Origin of the sequence: Microbacterium sp. LMX7-1.2 (genome assembly GCF_040675935.1) — a bacterium.
GTDB lineage: Bacteria > Actinomycetota > Actinomycetes > Actinomycetales > Microbacteriaceae > Microbacterium.
This window is the reverse complement of sequence record NZ_JBEGIL010000001.1, coordinates 1,744,653-1,762,072: the sequence shown is the minus strand read 5'-3', so window position 1 is coordinate 1,762,072 and position 17,420 is coordinate 1,744,653. Positions and strand designations below refer to the sequence as shown.

The window sequence follows — 17,420 nt, the reverse complement described above, 5'->3', positions numbered from 1 at the left end:
TAAACCCGATGCTTGCTTACGTATCGTCAGGCTTGTCGTATGGTTGGCGCGGGCTTAGCCTTCCTGCATGCGTTACTCCTCTGCAGTCCTCGCCCGCCTCGACGGCGCCTTCCACCACCTCAAGACCCCGCTCGTCGACGCTCCGGCCGCGCAGCGCGATCCCGCCGTGATCGAGACGGTCACGAACATGCTCGCCGACATCCGCGAGCGCGGCATGGACGCCGTGCTCGACTACGCGAAGAAGCTCGACAACTACCAGGGCGCGGCCATCGAGCTCACCCCCGAGCAGATCGCGTCGAGCGGCGACCGTCTCGACCCCGACCTGCGTGCCGCGATCGAGCTCGGCGCAGAGCGCACCCAGGCGTTCGCCCGCGCATCGCGCGAGCACCTCACGGATTTCGAGACCGAGTTCGTGCCTGGCATCGTGACCGGCGCGAAGTACGTGCCGGTCTCCCGCGTCGGCGCGTACCTGCCGGCCGGGCGTTTCCCGCTGACCGCGAGCGCGTTCATGACCGTCGGCGTCGCGAAGGCCGCGGGCGTCCCGACCGTGATCGCGTGCACTCCGCCGCAGCCCGACGGCGGCGCGAACGACGCCGTCGTGTACGCCGCGCACCTCTCGGGTGTCGACCGGGTGTTCGTGATCGGCGGGGTGCAGGCCCTCGCGGCCATGGCCTACGGCCTGCTGGGCGAACTGCCCGTCGACATGCTCGTCGGCGCAGGCAACGCGTTCGTCGCCGAGGCCAAGCGTCAGCTGTTCGGCACGGTCGCGATCGACCTGCTCGCCGGTCCGAGTGAGGTCGCCGTGATCTCCGACGAGACGGCCGACCCGGTGCTCGTCGCCGCCGACCTGCTCGGCCAGGCCGAGCACGGCCCCAACTCGCCCGCCGCGCTCGTCACGACCTCCGAGGAGCACGGACGCGCGGTGATCGCCGAGATCGAGCGGCAGCTGTCGACGCTCGCCACGGCGGAGATCGCCGGTGCGGCCTGGCGGGACTACGGCGTGGTCACGGTCGCGAAGGACCGCGAGACCGCGGTCGCGCTCATGGACGACCTGGCCCCCGAGCATCTCGAGCTCCTCACGGCGGACGACGACTGGTACCACGAGACGCTCCGCAATTACGGCTCGATCTTCCTCGGCACCTGGAGCACGGTCGCGTACTCCGACAAGGGCATGGCCGGTACGAACCACGTGCTGCCGACGGCCGGCGGTGCGAAGCACAGCGCGGGTCTGTCGGTGTCGAGGTTCCTCAAGCCGCTCACCTACCAGCGCATCGCGCGCGAGGCGACGCCCGAGCTCGCGAACGCCGTGCAGGTGATCTCCGACTCCGAGGGGATGGCCGCGCACAGCGCCACGGCGACGCTGCGCCTCGACCGTCTCGGCTGAGCCGCGGCATCCGCCCTCCGTCTGACGGCGCGCCCGCATCGGGGGCCGACACGCCACACGACGGACGAGACACGGATCGGGGGCCGACACCTGGCGTGTCGGCCCCCGATCCGTGTCCGGAGGATACTGCTCAGAGAGCCGTGTAGCCGCCGTCGACGAGGTGGTAGCTGCCCGTGATGAAGCTCGCCGCGTCGCTGGCGAGGAAGGCGATGAGGTTCGCGACCTCGTCGGGCTGGCCGAGGCGGCCGATCGGGTGCTTGCTCACGAGGAACGCCTTCGCCTCATCGCCCATCGTGGCGAGCAGCGGGGTGTCGATGAAGCCGGGGCCGACCGAGTTCACGCGCACGCCCTGCGCCGAGTACTCGAGCGCGGCCGACTTCGTCATGCCGACCACCGCGTGCTTGGCGGCCACGTAGGCGGGGGAGTTCGCGAAGCCGACGCTGCCGAGGATCGAGGCGACGTTCACGACGGAGCCGCCGCCGTTCGCGAGGATCGACGGGATCTGCGCCTTCATGTTGCGGAACACCGCGTTCAGGTTGATCGAGATGACCTTGTCCCACGCCGCGTCGTCGTACTCGGCGGTGGGGGCGGATGCTCCGCCGATGCCAGCGTTGTTCACACCGATGCGCAGCGGGGCGAGGGTGTTCGCGAGTTCGATCGAGGAGCCGATCCAGTCGGTGTCGGTGGCGTCGCCGACGGAGGCCTCGGCCGTGCCGCCGGCCGCGCGGATCTCCTCGACGACCGCGTTCGCGTGCTCGGCGTTCAGGTCGTTCACGACCACGGCGGCGCCGTTGGCGGCGAGGAGCAGGGCGGTGGAGCGGCCGATGCCGCTGCCGGCCCCCGTCACGATCGCGGAGCGGTTCGAGACGTCGTACTGAGCCATGAGTGGGCTTCTTTCCCGGGCGGTCGCGGTGCCGGGAGATCTTCTCGGACGGTCCGTCCTTCACTCCAGCCTACGCCCGAAAAGCGGATGTGGATTCACGTGAATGGATCAGGCAGGGGGTCGCCAGCTGCCGCTATCGCGGGTCACGGGGGTCCTGGACGAGAGCCTCCGCCTCGAGCGTCCACTCGGCGAGGAGTCGGGAACGGTTCGGCTCCGTGATCCAGGCCGCAGCGAGCGAGTCGAGCGCGACCTGGGCGGTCGTCTTCGGAGTCCAGGCGAAGGCGCGCGCCGCCATCCGGTACTCCTGGGCGAGATCGGTGAAGAAGAGCGCCGAGTCGTCGGTGTGCAGGCTGGCGTTGATGCCGGCGGCGCGGAACTCGTCGATGGGGAAGGCCGCGAACGTGGGGAAGCGCCCGGGGAGCATGATCAGGTTGCTCGAGAGGCAGAGCGTCACGGGGATGCCGGCGTCGGCGCAGCGCGCGAGGTCCGCGGGGCGGCCGCTCATCGCGAACCCGTGGTCGATGCGGTCGAGAGGGAGTGCGAACGCGTCGTCGATGTCCTCGACGCCGTCGACGTGCACCGTGGTGCGCAGGCCCTCTTCGCGTGCGAGGGAGTACGCCTCCCGGAACTCGCTCAGGGGGCGGTCGAGCGGACCGTCGTTCCCGATTCCGAGAATCGGAAGCCCGACGTCTCGAGCGTCGAGAGCGGATCGCACCGTGCGCACCGCGGCGGCGCTGTCCTCGCCGCGGTACGTGGCGAGAATCAGGCCGCCGCTCAGACCCACGCGATCGTGCATGATGTCGAATGCCTCGACGACCGCGGCTATCGACTCCCTCTCGTCGAGCGGCGAGCCCCGGAACTCGGCGAGCTGCAGCGAGAGCTCGACGTGACGGCATCCCGCGTCGACGGACCCCTCCAGGATGCGCACGGTGGCGGAGGTGAGATCCTCACGCGCGGTGAACGACGCGCTAAGGCTGTGCAGCGCGGTGAAGAAGTCGTCGGCACCGCGATAGCTGCGGCTCCGGCCGTCCGAGTCGGGGGCGAACGACGGGCGCAGGGACCCGCCGAGGTGGGCGTGGAGATCCGCCTTCGGCAGACGGCGCGACAGGATCTCGATGCCCAGGCCCGGGGCGAGGTCGCCGAGTTCGCCGGCGATCGTGTTCGCATCGGTCATGGAGGCGCCCTTCTCGAGTGTCCGCCCGGCGAGAGCGAACAGATCCTGTCGGGGAGCGTACGACCGGCGGGCCGATCCCTCCTCAGATATTCCGGTATGAAGCAGGGTTCCCGTGCGCGGCGACCGGTGTCCCCGTCGCATGCGACAGGATCGATCGGGCACGGATCGAGCCGGCGCCGGACCGGCGCAGTCATCTCCCGCGAGCCGGACCTCAGCGGAGGATGCCCCTGCGCCGGGCGGCGGAGACCGCGGCCGTGCGCGACGAGACGTCGAGCTTGGAGAAGATGTGTGCGAGGTGCGACTTCACGGTCGTCTCGCTGATGAAGAGCATCTCCGCCACCTCGGTGTTCGACCGCCCCGAGGCCACGAGCTCGAGCACCTCGATCTCCCGACCGCTCAGGCTCACCTGCGGCGCGCGCATCCGATCGAGCAGGCGTGACGCGATCACCGGGGCGAGGGCGCTCTCTCCGGCCGCGGCGGCGCGCACCGCCGCGGTCAGCTCATGCGGAGGGGCATCCTTGAGCAAGTATCCGCTCGCTCCGGCCTCGACGGCGCCGAGGATGTCGGCATCCGAGTCGTAGTTCGTGAGGACCAGGACGTACGGTGCCGCCTCGAGCGCGCGGATGAGGCGGGTGGCGTCCGCGCCACCGCCGATCTGCGCCGAGCCGAACTGCAGGTCCATGAGCACGACGTCGGGGTTCTCGCGTTCCGCAGCCCGCACCGCCTCATCGGGACTGTCGACCTCGGCGACGACCTCGAGATCCGGCTCGATGCTGAACAGCGCGCTGAGGCCCGCGCGGACGATGGGGTGATCGTCGGCGATCACGAGTCGGATCATGAGAGCGCCTCCAGCGAGAGATCGACGGTGAGGATGGTCCCGCGGCCGGCGGCGGTGTCGAGCGTGAGAGTGCCGCCGAGCTGCTCGACGCGCTCGGCGGTCGCCCGCAATCCGAACGAATCCGACGTCGCGGCATCCTGCGGTCGCGAGGGCGCGGGGTCGAACCCGACCCCGTCGTCGGCGACGCTGAACCGGAGGTCGTCGCCGTCGACGGTGATGGTCACGGTCGCGGTGCTCGCCTGCGCGTGCTGGATGACGTTCGCGATCGCCCCCTGGGTGATGCGCAGGAGCGCGGTCTGCAGGTGCATGGGCAGAGCGACGGCATCCGAGACCCGCACCCGGACCTCGAGACCCTGGTCCGCCCACTGCGTGGCGGCGAGTCGGCGCAATGCGCCTGCCAGGGTCTGATCGTCGAGCTGCGGCGGAGTGAGCTCGCGGATGAATCGGCGGGCTTCGACGAGGTTGGCCGCTGCGGTCTCGCGCGCGAGACGGATGTGGCCGATTCCGGGGCGATCTCCATCGGCGCGTTCGGCGGCGTGCAGCAGCATCTGGATGCTGGAGAGACCTTGCGCGAGGGTGTCGTGGATCTCCCGGGCGAGGCGCGCGCGCTCCGCGAGCACTCCCGACTCGTGTTCGGTGGCCGCGAGCCGCCCGCGGGTCGTCAGCAGCTCCTGGACCAGCGCCTCCCGCTGCTGCGCCTCCCGTGCGAGCGCCTGGTAGCCGAGTCCGATGAGCAGCGCGACGCCGGCGCCGACGAGGGGGCCGACGACCCCGCCCACGCTCCATCCGCCGTGCAGCCCCAGCGCGACGATCGCGAAGGCGGTGGATGCCAGGATCGCGGCGGAGCCCCACCACTTGCCCAGCAGATGCAGGTAGAGGAAGAACAGCGGGAAGACCAGGTAGGCGGCGTCGGCGATGAGCCATGTCAGCACGAGCCACTCGGCGGTGAGGGCCGCCAGCCAGCACGACGTCGCGAGCCGTCGGGACTGTGCGGTCCTGGCGAGGAGCGCCCCGAGCGCGTAGGTGACGCCGAGCGTCAGGGCCAGCGCGATCACCGCCGCGCTCGCGTCGCGGGGATCGAGGACCGCTCGCGCGACGACCACGACGAGCAGAGCGGCGAAGAGCACGTGGAGTCCCGTCCGCAGCCCCACGAACACGGGGGTCAGAGCGGTGTGCGCCATAGGAGGGAGTCTATGCAGGACGGAACGCGGTCACATCGTCCGAAAGGACGAGAGGTGGATCGGCATTCCGGTCGCCGGATGCTGTGCCCGCGGCGGATGACCGCGCGCGACCCGGAGGCGAGAGTGGAGGAGTCGTCGCATCGGCGGCAGGAAAGGCAGACACCATGTTCGTCGCGTTGCGCGACCTCCGCTTCGCCCGCGGCCGATTCCTCCTGATCGGCTCGGTCGTCGCCCTCATCACCGTGCTCGTGGGGTTTCTCAGCGGCCTCACCGGCGGCCTGGCCACGCAGAACGTGTCGGCTGTGCTCGGACTCCCCGGCGACCGCATCGTGTTCTCCGCTCCCGCAGCGGGTGACGGCGGGCCCAGCTTCTCCGAGTCGACGATCACCGAGCAGCAGGCCACCGCGTGGGCGGGCGTCGACGGAGTGTCCTCCGCACGCCCCGTGGGCATCAGCCAGACCCGCGGCGAGACCGACGCCGCGCGCGCCGCGATCGCCGTGTTCGGCGTCGAGCCGGGATTCGATGCGACAGCACCCGCGAAGGACGGGCAGATCAGTCTGTCGCGTCCTGCGGCCGACGCGCTCGACGCGGGAGTCGGTGACGACGTCACGATCGCCGGGTCCGCGTTTCGCGTCGTCGAGGTCGGCGGGGACGGCTGGTACAGCCACACCCCTGTCGTGCAGATGACGCTGGACGACTGGCAGCGATACTCCGCGGCGACCGGCAACCCCGACGCGTACGCCACCGTCCTCGCGGTCAGCGGAGCGCCGGACTGGGATGCTGCGGACACGGCGCAGTCCACCGTGTCCGAGACACCGCTCGGATCGCTGACGGCCCTCAGCGCCTTCCGCTCCGAGATCGGCTCGCTGCTGCTCATGGTCGCGATGCTGTTCGGGATCTCGGGTCTCGTCATCGGCGCGTTCTTCACGGTCTGGACCATGCAGCGCAAGGGCGACGTCGCCGTCCTGAAGGCTCTCGGCGCCAGCACCCGCTCGCTGATCCGCGACTCCCTCGGTCAGGCGCTGATCGTCCTGGTCGCGGGGATCGGCGCAGGGCTCGGAGTCGTCGCTCTCCTCGGGACGCTCGCCGGCGGGGCGCTCCCGTTCATGCTGAACCCGCTCACCACGCTCCTGCCCGGGGCGATCATGATCGTCCTCGGCCTCGCCGGGGCCGCGTTCGCCCTTCGTTCCGTCACCTCCGCCGACCCTCTGACCGCACTCGGGAGCAACCGATGATCCAGATGAAGAACATCACCCTCACCTTCCCGGACGGCGACACCAGGGTGACCGCCGTCGACGACGTGTCCCTCACCGCGCACCCGGGCACCGTGACCGGCATCACCGGTCCCAGCGGCTCGGGAAAGTCGAGCCTGCTCGCGGTCGCCGCCACGCTCATCCGCCCCGATTCCGGAAGCGTCGCCATCGACGGCGTCGAGGTCACGACCCTGACCCCGACCGAGGCCGCGGTGCTGCGACGCGACCGGATCGGCATCGTCTTCCAGCAGTCCAACCTCCTCCCGTCGCTCACGGCGCGTGAGCAGCTGACCGTCATGAACGAGCTCGGCGCCCCGCACAGCCGTCGCCGTCGCGCGAGCAGCGCCGGGCACGCCGAGGAGCTCCTGGAGTCCGTGGGTCTCGCCGACCATGCCGACAAGCGCCCGCACCAGCTGTCCGGTGGCCAACGGCAGCGCGTCAACATCGCCCGCGCCCTGATGAACGACCCCAGCGTGCTACTCGTCGACGAGCCGACCAGCGCGCTGGACCAGGAGCGCGGCGCGTCGATCATCGACCTCATCCTGCGGCTCACCGCGCAGCGGAACACCTCGACCCTGCTCGTCACGCACGACCTCGTGCACCTCCCCCGCATGCACGGAGTCGTCCACCTCGTCGACGGCAGGATCGTCGAGGATCCTGCTCGCGTGTGACGCCGGCACCGCAGCGCGGGTCACTGCCGTTCGTCGAACCCCCACCGGAGGCCCACGACTCCTGGTCCGAAACGCTGGCGCGCGATGTGCATGACCGGCGGGGCGGGCGAGCGGCGGTGTGCGACCTCATCAGCCCCCGAGGTCTGGACGAAGGACTCGCACCAGTTCGGAGTCGCGCGCGGATCGAACTGCGCCCACACGACGATCTCGTGACTCGGGCGCGTGGTGGCGTGCCACAGTTCGTGCTGCGGCGGGTGGTCGTCGGGGTAGGTCTCGGTGAACTCGTACAGCGCCGTCTCGCCGGGCTGAGCGGGGTCGAGCAGTTCGAAGAGCCGCCCCTCGACGAGCATCCCGGGATGCGGGTACGACGCCTTCAACCGGATGCCGCGCAGCGACGAGACGGTCGACCACGTGGTGCGAGGAGCCGGGGAGACGTTCACGACGGCGAACTCCGTCAGCACTCCCCGCGTGGACTGCAGGAGCCCCTTCGTGGTGCAGTGACGGATGCTCCCGCTCTCGTCGGCCTCCGCCGTCAGGTGGGTGGTGACGTCCCTGAGATTGTCGGAGGTGGGGCATCCGAGAGCGTCGAGGGTCTCCGCGATGTCCGCCTGCAGGTCGGCGTCGCCGAGGGCGTTCTGCATCGGCGGGAGAGGTCCGGTTCTGTGGGTGGGGCCGATCAGCCGCTCCAGATGCCCCGACGGCAGATCGAGGATCCGCTCGATCTCTCGAACCGCGTCACGGGAGCGACCGCCTTCCGGGCGGCGTGCCCCTGACCGCCAGTAGCTGAGGGTCGTCATCGACACCGTCGTGCCATTGTCGGCCAGACGCCGCTGCACCCAGGTGAGGGTCTGATTCTTCCGGTACAGAGCAGCGGCGAACTCGCGGCCGAACGCACGCGGGTGATCCCTGTGCGGCATCCTCGCCTCCGTCTCCTCCGGGAACGCAGAGCGTCAGCGTAGCGGGGATGCGGCGTCGCCGTCGACGGGACCGAGAATCCGCCGGGCGTGCGCCCGGAGACTGCGAGTCGTCCGGTCTCCCGGGCGCTCGGGACTCCTCACGCGAGCCCTTGTCGGGCTTGCGCCGACCCGTGAAGCAACCCGCTCCTGGCCATGACGGCGACCTGAGGCGCGTTCACCCTCGGCTGTCTACACGACCGATCGGCTCGGCGCCGCCGATGAATGCCGCGCGAGCCGCGGGCCAGCTGCTCTCGTCGACGTGCAGGGCGGTGCGCAGGTAGGCCGCCGAGAGCCGCTGGAGGACGGCGACGCGCTGCGGATCCTCGTCGGTGGTCTCGGCGGCCTCGTATCCGACGATCCCGCCGAGTCCGTGCTCGGCACCGAAGAACGTGAGAAGGTCGGTCGCGCCGGGGCTGTGCGTGTAGGCGTCGGTGAACCAGTCGGGCCCGCGGCTCGACATCTTCGACTGATCATGATCGCCGGCCACGACGAGGGTCGGCGTGGTGAGCTCGGCGAATGACGGACGCATGAACGGGAAGTTCGCCTGCGCGAACGGGTGCAGATCATCGCCCGCCACGCCGGTCGCCGCGAACAGGATGCCCGCGCTCACGCGAGCGTCGGACATGTCGGGGCCGACCTCGCCCGACTCGTCGAGGATGCGGGCACCGAGCAGCGCCTGAGCGGTCTGCCCGCCCCACGAGTGACCCGTGACCGCGATCCGATCGCGGTCCGTGCGTCCGGCGAGCCCCGGGACGGCGGCTTCGATGACTTCGAGCTGGTCGAGGATGCGGGTGAGATCCGCGATCCGCTCCGTCCAGATCGACGGGAACACCGGATGGTCGAATCCGAACCCGTTGCGTCGGGAGTCGAGATGGGTCGGCTGGATGACCACGAAGCCGCGGGAGGCCCAGAAAGCCGTGAGCGGGGCGTAGCCGTCGAGGTTCCACCCGTTGCCGTGCGAGAAGAGCGCGATCGGGAGATCGGTTCCGGATGCCGGTGCCGACACCCGTACCTCGAGGGGAACGGGGCGGCCGGGTGCCGACAGCTCGACGGGGGCGGCCGACAGGACCGGTGCGGCGTCGCCCAGGACGGCGTCGAGGGCGGGCACGATGGAAGAACGCAATAGCGGGCCTTTCAGGATGGACGGTGTGACGATGCTAAAATCGGAACGTTGCTCCATAAATTACGGAATACTGATCCGTAATGCAACCCCCTCATGCATCCAAGGAGGAATCATGTCGGACGCGCAGGTAGCTGACGCCGGACGACAGGTGGGTCGTCCGCGACGCGACGCCCAGCTGCTGCTCGACGCCGCAGCATCCGTCTTCGTGGAATCGGGTGTAGACGCCCCCGTTCGCGAGATCGCGAGCCGCGCCGGCGTCGGGGTCGGCACGATCTACCGCCACTTCCCGACCCGGCCCGACCTCGTGGTCGCGGTGTATCGACACCAGGTGGAGGCGTGCGCCGACGCTGGCCCCCGCCTGCTGGCTGAGAGCGCGACGCCCGAGGTCGCGCTGCGAGCGTGGGTCTCTCTCTTCGTCGACTTCCTCGTCACCAAGCACGGGCTCGCCGGCGCGCTGCAGGGTTCCGGCGCGGACGCCGGCGCCCTACACACGTACTTCGTCGACCGACTGGTACCGGTCTGCGGGTCTCTTCTGGAGGCTTCCCTGGGCAAGGAGCGGGCCGCGGGTCCGATCGATGGGTACTCCGTGCTCAAGGGTGTCGGGAATCTCTGCATCGGCGCTGCCGCCGACCCCCGTTACGATGCGGACGCTGTCGTGCAGCTCCTCATCTCCGGGGTCCTCGCCGACGCATCCTGAGGGGTGAGGGCTGTGAGCGGAGTGCGCGCTCCGTGAAGTGCACTTCATGTCGCGAGGACCGGGTCGAACCCGTGATCGGGCCGACCCGGACCGAGCGTCCGCGTCAGAGCAGAAGCTGCGAGAGCGGCTGGACCAGGTAGCGCAGCGAGTACGCCTCCCAGACGGCTCCGACGATCAGCAGCACGAGCGCCGGGAGCGCGAGCAGGCCGAGCGTGCGGAGGCCGCGCAGATACCCCTGGCGCCGGTTCTTCGCCTGCACGGTGCGTGGGAATAGCCAGTACTTGCCGATCAGGAACGCGCCGAGCAGGAACAGGATGTATGCCTGCAGCTCGATCACGACGGTGAGCGAGTGAGGAATCATGGCGACCCAACCCGTGGGCGTGGTCTGCACCAGGGTGATACCCGTCGTCAGAGCCCAGTGTCCGAAGAATGCGAGTCCGGCGAACGGGACGATGAGCGACGGCAGCACGATGATCAGGCCACTCAGGCGGAAGAGGTTCACGCCGAGGATCGTCAGGGCGAACAGCGGGGGAATATTGACGAGCCAGCGCACCAGCTCGCCGGTGCCGTCGGCCTCCAGCCCGGCGGCCTCGGCCGCGACGAGATCGGGGAAGAGCAGGCCGATCACGAATCCGACGAGAAAGAGCCCGTAGGTCGCGGCGTTGAGGATCAGATAGACGCGTAAGTTCTCGCGCACGACCTGGAAAGGTCGCCGCCAGAACCGCACGCGCACCGGAGGACGGTCGGAGGAGATCTGCGAAGTGGTCATGCATCCATCGCACTCCACCCCCGCCTGCGACGGCAGTGGCCCGGTGTCACGAGAAGATGTGACACCGTGTCACATCAGGTGCTCCGCCTCAGTCGTCCGCCGCGGCTAGGTCGTGGCGCTTGGCGAAGCGCCAGCGATGGCGGGGCCGATTTGACCCGGTTCCGGGCACAGGGTGTTCTCTGCTGGCCATGAGCCGACTGATCGAAAGACCTCCTTCTGACGCCCACCCCAAACGACCGGCAGCTCGGGGCCTGCGGGTGACAGCGATCGCCGGGGCGTTGCTCGCCGTGCTCGCCGCCTGCGCGCCGTCGGGCGGCATCCCCGCCGACGACCCGCGCAGCGAGGTGGTCGTAGACCTCAGTCAGTACGAGGACCAGAAGCTCGATTGGGGGACGTGTGACGAGTTCGTGCGGTCGACACAGGATGAAGAGGTCTTCCCTCTGGTACCTGAGAAGGAGTGCGCACGTCTCGAGGTTCCCCTCGATTACGCCGACCCGAACGGCGACACCGCGTCGATCGCCGTGATCCGCATCCCCGCGCGGGGAGAACCGCTCGGATCACTGTTCTTCAACCCGGGTGGCCCGGGCGGGGCCGGCATTCTCGGCACGATCGGCGCCGCTCTCTTCACACCCGAGAGCGCCGTCACCGAGAGCTTCGACCTGATCGGGTTCGACCCGCGGGGCGTCGGCGCGACCGAGCCGGCGGTGGACTGCGGACTGACCGACGGGTCGGAAGAGGGTGCCGACCTCCTGGCGAAGGTGGGCACCCCATTCCTCCCCCTGACCAAGGATGACACCCGGGAGATCGTCGATCGCTGCGCCGACGGCTCCGGCGGCGTGGAAGCGCTGAAGCACGTGGGCACCCGCACCACGGCGAAGGACATGGATCTGCTGCGCGAGGTTCTCGGCGAGGATCAGCTGAACTTCCTCGGGCAGAGCTACGGCTCGCGGCTCGGCACCGTCTACGCGGAGGAGTTCCCCGAGAACGTGCGCGCGATGATTCTCGACGGCGCGTTCGACCCGAACCTCGGTTCGCAGGACCGCCTGCTCGAGTCGTACGTCGGATTCCAGTCGCAGCTCGAGAAGATGGCTGTGTTCTGCGCCACCCAAGCCGGCTGCCCCCTCGGCGCTGATCCGAACGGCTGGACGCCGGCGCTGCAGGCTCTGCTGCAGCCTCTGGCTGAGAACCCGATTCCCGCGGGCGACGCCGAGCTCGACTTCGCATCCGGCGTCGGCGGCGTGATGGGCGGTCTGTTCTCTCCGGATGCCTGGCCCCTCGTGATCGAGGGGCTCCGCGAGGTGCAGCAGGGTCGCGGTGACACGCTGCTGTCGCTGTCGACAGCCATCGGCGGCATCACAGACGAGGGTGAGAGCTCGAACCAGGTCGACGCTTCGCTCGTCATCAACTGTGTCGACGAGACGCTGCTCGGCGCGGACGAACTCGCCGTTCTCCGCGAGGACACTTACGACCGGGCGCCGATGCTGGATCCCGGCGCGGTCGACGATGCCGAACTGCGCGACAAGTGCGCGGACTTCCCTCTGACCGGCGAACTGGAGATTCCCTACGGTCAGCAGGTCGACGGCCTGCCTCCGTTGCTGGTCGTATCGCTCACCGATGACCCCACGACGCCGCTCAGCGGGGCGGTCGGACTCGCCGACACCCTCGGCGGTACGCTGCTGACGGTCGACGGGGCGGGACACACGGTGATCGCGAAGGGCGTGAGCTCCTGCGCCGATGCGATCGCCGCCGCCTACCTCATCGACCTCGAGCTGCCAGAGGAGGGTACGACGTGCGCGGCGGACTGACGGCTCTTGAGTATGTGGTGACCACAGGGTCGATACTGTCGGCACATCCGATCGACGAAAGGGAGTTCAGATGACCGTGGAACTCAGTCACCCCGAGGGCCTGCTGCAGCAGGAGGAGTACGCCCCCGTCGCGCTCGCAACCGGCACTCGTCTCGTGCTGCTCGCCGGACAGGCGTCGGTGCTCGCATCCGGCGAGGTGACCGCCACCGACCTCGCCGGCCAGGTGCACACCGCGCTGCAGAACGTCGCCACTGGTGTGCGCGGCGCCGGCGGAGCGGTCGGCGACATCGCCCGGCTCACGATCTACGTGGTCGGCTGGGCGGAGGACATGGCGGGCGACCTCTTCGACGGGCTCGCACGCGCCCAGGCATCCGACGGCTATGCCGCACCGCTGCCGCCGATCACCGTGATCGGCGTGCAGTCGCTGTGGATGCCGTCGCTGCTCGTCGAGATCGAGGCCACTGCGGTTCTTCCCTGAGTCGGCCCGCACGCCTCACGCAGGCTCTGAGTCCCCTGGGGCTCATAGCCAGCCGCGAGCCAGCGCGTTGCGCGCCGCATCCTGACGCGACGATGTGAGGGTCTTCTGCATCGCGCTCGAGAGGTAGTTGCGCACCGTGCCGGGCGCCAGATGCAGGCGCTCGGCGATCTGCTTGACCGAATACCCCTCGTGCGTCTCGCGCAGCGTGTCGAGCTCGCGTTCGGTGAGGGGGGAGTCATCGATCACCGACGCCTCGAGGATGTCGTGATCGATCCAGCGGCCGCCCTCGTGGAGTCGGCGGATGACGTCGGCGATGAGCTCGGGGTCGGCCGACTTGCTCATGAACCCGCGCACACCGGCTTTCAGCGCACGCCGCAGGACCCCCGGTCGCGCATGCCGCGTCAGCATGAGGATCGTCTGATCCGGGGCGTCGCGGAGAATCGCCTCGACCGCGTGCAGACCGTCGGTGTCGGGCATCTCCAGGTCGATCACCAGGACGTCCGGTCGCGCCCGAAGCACCTCTGCCGCGGCCTCCGCCCCGTCGGCCGCCTCTCCGACGATGGTGATCGCGTTGTCGAGCGCCAGCAGGGTCCCGAGGGCTGTGCGCAGCAGCTGCTCGTCGTCGGCGAGGACGACGCGGATGCTGTCGTCGAGGCTCATCGTCTGTCTCCTTCTCGGGCACCCGTGGCTGTCCGCGCCCCGGCATCGCGGGGCGCCATCCGCGCGCTCACCGTGAAGACGTCGCGCTCCTGTGCGAAGTCGAGCTCGCCGCCGGCATCCGTGATCCGACGGGCGAGCCGTGCAAGGCCGCGCGGTTCGGCTCCACGGCCGGGGGGAGCCCCGTCGTTCGCGACCTCCACGCCCACCGCGCTCGCGGTGATCGTCACCCACGTCGGATCGGCGTGGCGGAGGAGGTTGGTCGTCGCCTCGCGCAGCGTGTGGGCGAGGAGCGGATGGGGGTCGACGGCCCCATCGAGGTCGGTGCGGATGCTGACGCGCATGCCCGACGCTTCGGCCAGGGCCCGGGTGTTCTCGAGTTCGGCGGCGAGGTCGATCTCGTACCGGGCGTAGGTGAGCTCCCTCGTCTTCGCCACCGTGTCGTCGACCAGCTGGCGGATCTCCGAGAGCTCGGCGGTCGCCCGCTCGGGATCGTCGCGCACCAGACGGTGGGCGAGCGCCGCCTTGAGCTTGACGACGTGCAGCGACTGCCCCTGGATGTCATGCAGATCGCCGGCGAAGCGCGCCCGCTCCTCGGCCACGGCGAGTGCCGATTCGATCTCTTTCGCGCGTTTGGCCTCGCGCACGAGCTTCCACGCGAGCTCACCGACGAAGACGACCGCGGTGATGTACAGGGTGCCCGCGGCCGGGATCACGACGAACTGGATCACCAGGGTCGGAGTGAGCGGATTCGTCAGCAGCGACGATGCGCCCAGGGCCGCGACTCCCCCCGCCAGGAGGAGAACCGCCGGCATCCGATGCGTCCTGACCTTCATGACCAGGAGGGCTCCGACGAGCGCGAACGGCATGAAGCTGATGGGGCTGTTCGCCATGAGGGCGCCGTAGGCATATGCCGCGCCGGCGAACAGGAAGAGGAACACGGCTCGGGGCCGGTACCCATCGAGATTCCACTCCTTGATGAGCGTCGTCGTGAAGAGCAGTGTCAGCGCCAGGAACAGCGCCTCCCACCACGTCGTGCTCGTGAGGAAGACGCCGATCACCGACAACGGACCGATCGCGAGGATCGCCGAACCCATCACGATGCGACGCATGCGCGGAATCGCGCGTGCGTCGGATGACCTGTCCCTGTCGATGGCTACCCCTCCTTCACGGGATGCTGTTGCCTGATCGCCTTCCTGACGGGCACCTTCGCGATCAGGGCGCCGATGGTGATGGCGAGTGCCACGTATTGCAACACTGGACGGTCGAGGAAGAATCCCGTGATCCCCTCGGGGAGCGTGGTGAACAGACCGAAGTCGTAGAGCAACCCGAGATACGCGAGGAAAACGGTCGCCGAGAGGACGATCGCGGCGTTGAGGAGGAGATCGAATGCCTTCATGGACTCGATCCTTCGCCGGAAGCGGGCTTCCCGGTAGTGACACCGTGTCACCTTTCTCCGTGACAAGCGAGCACTGCCGGGCATCTCGCCTCGCCGAATGGGATGGATGTCATGCGCCGGCGCGCGTCGGCTTGACTCGGTTCCCGCAACATCGTGTCCACTGGCTCGGGCCGTTCATCGAGCCCCCGATACGACGTGGCGTTGCCGCGGAGACACCCGAAGGAAAGGAACCCACCTGTGATCCATGCTCAGGCCTTGACCAAGCGCTTCGGAGCGAAGGTCGCCGTCGACGGCATCGACTTCTCGGTCGCTGCGGGACGGGTGACCGGGTTCCTCGGGCCCAACGGCGCGGGCAAGTCGACCACCATGCGCATGATCGTCGGTCTGGATCGCCCGACCTCCGGCAGCGTCACGGTCGATGGACGCCGCTACCAAGACCTCCGCGCACCCCTGCGCGACGTGGGTGTCCTGCTCGATGCGAGAGCCGTGCATCCCGGGCGGACTGCTCGCGACCACCTGCTCGCCATGGCGGCGACGCATCGGATCGGAGCGAGGCGCGTCGACGAGGTCATCGGTCTGACCGGTCTCGACCCGGTTGCGCGAAAGCGCGTGCGCGGCTTCTCGCTCGGCATGGGGCAACGCCTCGGGCTCGCCGCAGCCCTGCTCGGCGACCCGGCGACCCTGATCCTCGACGAGCCGGTCAACGGACTCGACCCCGAGGGCGTCGTCTGGGTGCGCGAGCTCGCCCGCGGCCTCGCCGCGGAGGGACGCACGGTCCTGCTCTCGTCGCACCTGATGAGCGAGATGGCGCAGACCGCCGAGCACCTCATCATCCTCGGACGCGGCCGAATCGTCGCCGATGCGCCGATCAGCGAGATCATCGCCGGCGCCGCGGGAGACACCGTGCGCGTGCGTTCGAACGACGCTGACCGGCTCGGTGGGGTCTTGGCCGCGCAGGGCGCAGGTGTGACGAGGGCGGAGGGTGACCGACTCACGATCTCGGGGATGACGGCATCGCGCATCGCTGAGATCGCCGCCGAGTCGCGCCTCGTCATCCACGAGCTCACCCCGGTCTCGACGACGCTCGAGGAGGCCTACATGGAACTCACCCGCGAAGAGGTCGAGTACACCACCACAGAGAATCGTCCGGAGAGTGCCCGATGAGCATGACCACGACCTCACCAGCTGCGGCCACGCCTGCCGACCTCGGTTTCGCGGGAACCCTGCATTCGGAGTGGATCAAGCTCCGCAGCGTCCGTTCGACCCCGTGGCTCCTCGCCCTGATCTCGGTGATCACGGTCGGGGTGGGCACGCAGATGTCCTCCTCGATGAACTTCGACTGGGTCGAGGGAGGCATGCCGCCGCAGGGCGTCCAGGCCGCGGGCGTGATGGCCCTGACCTCGAGCACCGATCTCAACGTCCTGGTCGTGAGCGTGCTGGGCGTCCTCGTGATCGCGGGTGAATACAGCTCCGGATCCATCCGGTCCTCGTTCGCGGCGGTCCCCCGACGTGTTCCCGTCCTGCTCGCGAAGGCCCTCGTGCTGGCCACCGTCACGTTCGTGGTCGTCGCTCTCGCGACGGCAGTCACCATCCCCATCTCCCTTACCGTCCTCGCCGGGAACGGGGTCGATGTGCGCCTGGACGACCCGTATTACTGGCGCGGCGCGGCCTTCGGCGTCGTCTACCTCGCGCTGCTCGCGCTCATCGCCGTCGGGATCGGCGCGATCTTCCGCACCATCGTCAGCGGTATCGCCATCGTCATCGGGTTCGTGCTGGTCCTCCCCATAGCTCTCGGATTCGTGCCGGGCGGGCTCGGGCCGATGATCTGGCTGCAGAACGTCACACGGCTGCTGCCCTTCAACCTGGGACGCGCTGCCTACACGCATCCGGGGTACGACGACTTCATCTCGCTGGGCGCCCGAGTGGAGCGCCCAGCGGACGGTCTCTGGGCGCTCGACGCCTGGCAGGGCGTGCTCGGCCTCGTGTCCTGGGTCGTCGTGCTCTTCCTCGTCGCGATCGTGGCGCTCCGGCGCCGCGACGCCTGACCCCCATCAAGGAAGGAGCAGAAGATGACTGCGCTCACCGGCGATCATCACGAACCGTCCCTGCTCACCGATCCGCGCGCTCGTTCATCGCGGGTCTCGTGGTCTCG

The 17,420-nt window shown here is 69.3% G+C and carries 18 protein-coding genes; 8 read left to right on the top strand and 10 right to left on the bottom strand.

Annotation, left to right across the window (positions count from 1 at the left end; genetic code table 11):
- Positions 1–67: 67 nt before the first annotated feature.
- Positions 68–1,384 carry a histidinol dehydrogenase gene (hisD, locus tag MRBLMX7_RS08530; RefSeq protein WP_363367555.1) on the top strand — a complete coding sequence of 439 codons (1,317 nt, stop codon included), beginning with the start codon at positions 68–70 and terminating at the stop codon, positions 1,382–1,384.
- Positions 1,385–1,514: 130 nt separating this feature from the next.
- Here hisD and MRBLMX7_RS08525 read toward each other — a convergent pair whose 3' ends face one another.
- The 4 genes from MRBLMX7_RS08525 to MRBLMX7_RS08510 all read right to left on the bottom strand — a co-directional run bounded on the left by MRBLMX7_RS08525 (position 1,515) and on the right by MRBLMX7_RS08510 (position 5,460).
- Positions 1,515–2,267 carry an SDR family NAD(P)-dependent oxidoreductase gene (locus MRBLMX7_RS08525; protein ID WP_363367553.1) on the bottom strand — a complete coding sequence of 251 codons (753 nt, stop codon included), beginning with the start codon at positions 2,265–2,267 and terminating at the stop codon, positions 1,515–1,517.
- A 133-nt stretch (positions 2,268–2,400) separates the two neighbouring features.
- Positions 2,401–3,441 (bottom strand): adenosine deaminase family protein, encoded by a 1,041-nt coding sequence (locus MRBLMX7_RS08520; RefSeq protein ID WP_363367551.1) that lies wholly within the window; start codon positions 3,439–3,441, stop codon positions 2,401–2,403.
- Positions 3,442–3,652: 211 nt separating this feature from the next.
- Positions 3,653–4,279: a response regulator transcription factor gene (locus tag MRBLMX7_RS08515; protein ID WP_363367549.1), complete on the bottom strand. Its 627-nt coding sequence runs from the start codon at positions 4,277–4,279 to the stop codon at positions 3,653–3,655.
- Complete coding sequence (locus MRBLMX7_RS08510) at positions 4,276–5,460, bottom strand: sensor histidine kinase (protein ID WP_363367547.1); 1,185 nt, start codon at positions 5,458–5,460, stop codon at positions 4,276–4,278. Before MRBLMX7_RS08510 ends, MRBLMX7_RS08515 begins: the two co-directional genes overlap by 4 nt.
- 164 nt (positions 5,461–5,624) lie before the next feature.
- Here MRBLMX7_RS08510 and MRBLMX7_RS08505 point away from each other — a divergent pair, with 164 nt between their 5' ends.
- A complete protein-coding gene (locus tag MRBLMX7_RS08505) occupies positions 5,625–6,695 on the top strand; it encodes an ABC transporter permease (RefSeq protein WP_363367545.1) in 1,071 nt (356 codons plus the stop codon).
- On the top strand, positions 6,692–7,384 hold the full coding sequence (locus tag MRBLMX7_RS08500; RefSeq protein ID WP_363367543.1) for an ABC transporter ATP-binding protein: 693 nt from the start codon (positions 6,692–6,694) through the stop codon (positions 7,382–7,384). Before MRBLMX7_RS08505 ends, MRBLMX7_RS08500 begins: the two co-directional genes overlap by 4 nt.
- Positions 7,385–7,404: 20 nt before the next feature.
- Here the strand turns inward: MRBLMX7_RS08500 and MRBLMX7_RS08495 are convergent, their stop codons facing one another.
- On the bottom strand, positions 7,405–8,301 hold the full coding sequence (locus MRBLMX7_RS08495) for a hypothetical protein (RefSeq protein ID WP_363367541.1): 897 nt from the start codon (positions 8,299–8,301) through the stop codon (positions 7,405–7,407).
- Positions 8,302–8,515: 214 nt separating this feature from the next.
- Complete coding sequence (locus MRBLMX7_RS08490) at positions 8,516–9,463, bottom strand: alpha/beta hydrolase family protein (protein ID WP_363367539.1); 948 nt, start codon at positions 9,461–9,463, stop codon at positions 8,516–8,518.
- 112 nt (positions 9,464–9,575) lie between these two features.
- On the opposite strand from MRBLMX7_RS08490, the gene MRBLMX7_RS08485 reads away from it, so the two are divergent.
- The gene (locus MRBLMX7_RS08485; protein ID WP_363367537.1) at positions 9,576–10,160 is read left to right on the top strand and encodes a TetR/AcrR family transcriptional regulator; all 585 of its coding nucleotides are present in this window, start codon (positions 9,576–9,578) and stop codon (positions 10,158–10,160) included.
- Positions 10,161–10,263: 103 nt separating this feature from the next.
- On the opposite strand, the gene MRBLMX7_RS08480 is transcribed toward MRBLMX7_RS08485, so the two are convergent.
- The gene (locus MRBLMX7_RS08480) at positions 10,264–10,929 is read right to left on the bottom strand and encodes a hypothetical protein (protein WP_363367535.1); all 666 of its coding nucleotides are present in this window, start codon (positions 10,927–10,929) and stop codon (positions 10,264–10,266) included.
- Between the two features lie 257 nt (positions 10,930–11,186).
- Here MRBLMX7_RS08480 and MRBLMX7_RS08475 point away from each other — a divergent pair, with 257 nt between their 5' ends.
- Positions 11,187–12,734 (top strand): alpha/beta hydrolase, encoded by a 1,548-nt coding sequence (locus MRBLMX7_RS08475; RefSeq protein ID WP_363367533.1) that lies wholly within the window; start codon positions 11,187–11,189, stop codon positions 12,732–12,734.
- A gap of 70 nt (positions 12,735–12,804) precedes the next feature.
- On the top strand, positions 12,805–13,212 hold the full coding sequence (locus MRBLMX7_RS08470; RefSeq protein ID WP_363367531.1) for a RidA family protein: 408 nt from the start codon (positions 12,805–12,807) through the stop codon (positions 13,210–13,212).
- 42 nt (positions 13,213–13,254) lie between these two features.
- On the opposite strand, the gene MRBLMX7_RS08465 is transcribed toward MRBLMX7_RS08470, so the two are convergent.
- Genes MRBLMX7_RS08465 through MRBLMX7_RS08455 form a run of 3 tightly spaced genes read right to left on the bottom strand, consistent with a single transcriptional unit; the run spans position 13,255 to position 15,268 of the window.
- Positions 13,255–13,872, bottom strand: coding sequence for a response regulator transcription factor (locus MRBLMX7_RS08465; protein ID WP_363367529.1), 618 nt, complete (start codon positions 13,870–13,872; stop codon positions 13,255–13,257).
- Positions 13,869–14,981 carry a sensor histidine kinase gene (locus MRBLMX7_RS08460; protein ID WP_363367527.1) on the bottom strand — a complete coding sequence of 371 codons (1,113 nt, stop codon included), beginning with the start codon at positions 14,979–14,981 and terminating at the stop codon, positions 13,869–13,871. The genes MRBLMX7_RS08465 and MRBLMX7_RS08460 overlap by 4 nt, the downstream gene beginning before the upstream one ends.
- Before the next feature lie 44 nt (positions 14,982–15,025).
- Positions 15,026–15,268: a hypothetical protein gene (locus MRBLMX7_RS08455; RefSeq protein ID WP_363367525.1), complete on the bottom strand. Its 243-nt coding sequence runs from the start codon at positions 15,266–15,268 to the stop codon at positions 15,026–15,028.
- Positions 15,269–15,505: 237 nt separating this feature from the next.
- Here MRBLMX7_RS08455 and MRBLMX7_RS08450 point away from each other — a divergent pair, with 237 nt between their 5' ends.
- Together MRBLMX7_RS08450 and MRBLMX7_RS08445 are read left to right on the top strand one after the other, a co-directional pair.
- Positions 15,506–16,432 carry an ABC transporter ATP-binding protein gene (locus MRBLMX7_RS08450; RefSeq protein ID WP_363367522.1) on the top strand — a complete coding sequence of 309 codons (927 nt, stop codon included), beginning with the start codon at positions 15,506–15,508 and terminating at the stop codon, positions 16,430–16,432.
- Positions 16,429–17,313, top strand: coding sequence for an ABC transporter permease subunit (locus tag MRBLMX7_RS08445; RefSeq protein WP_363367520.1), 885 nt, complete (start codon positions 16,429–16,431; stop codon positions 17,311–17,313). Before MRBLMX7_RS08450 ends, MRBLMX7_RS08445 begins: the two co-directional genes overlap by 4 nt.
- Positions 17,314–17,420: the final 107 nt, after the last annotated feature.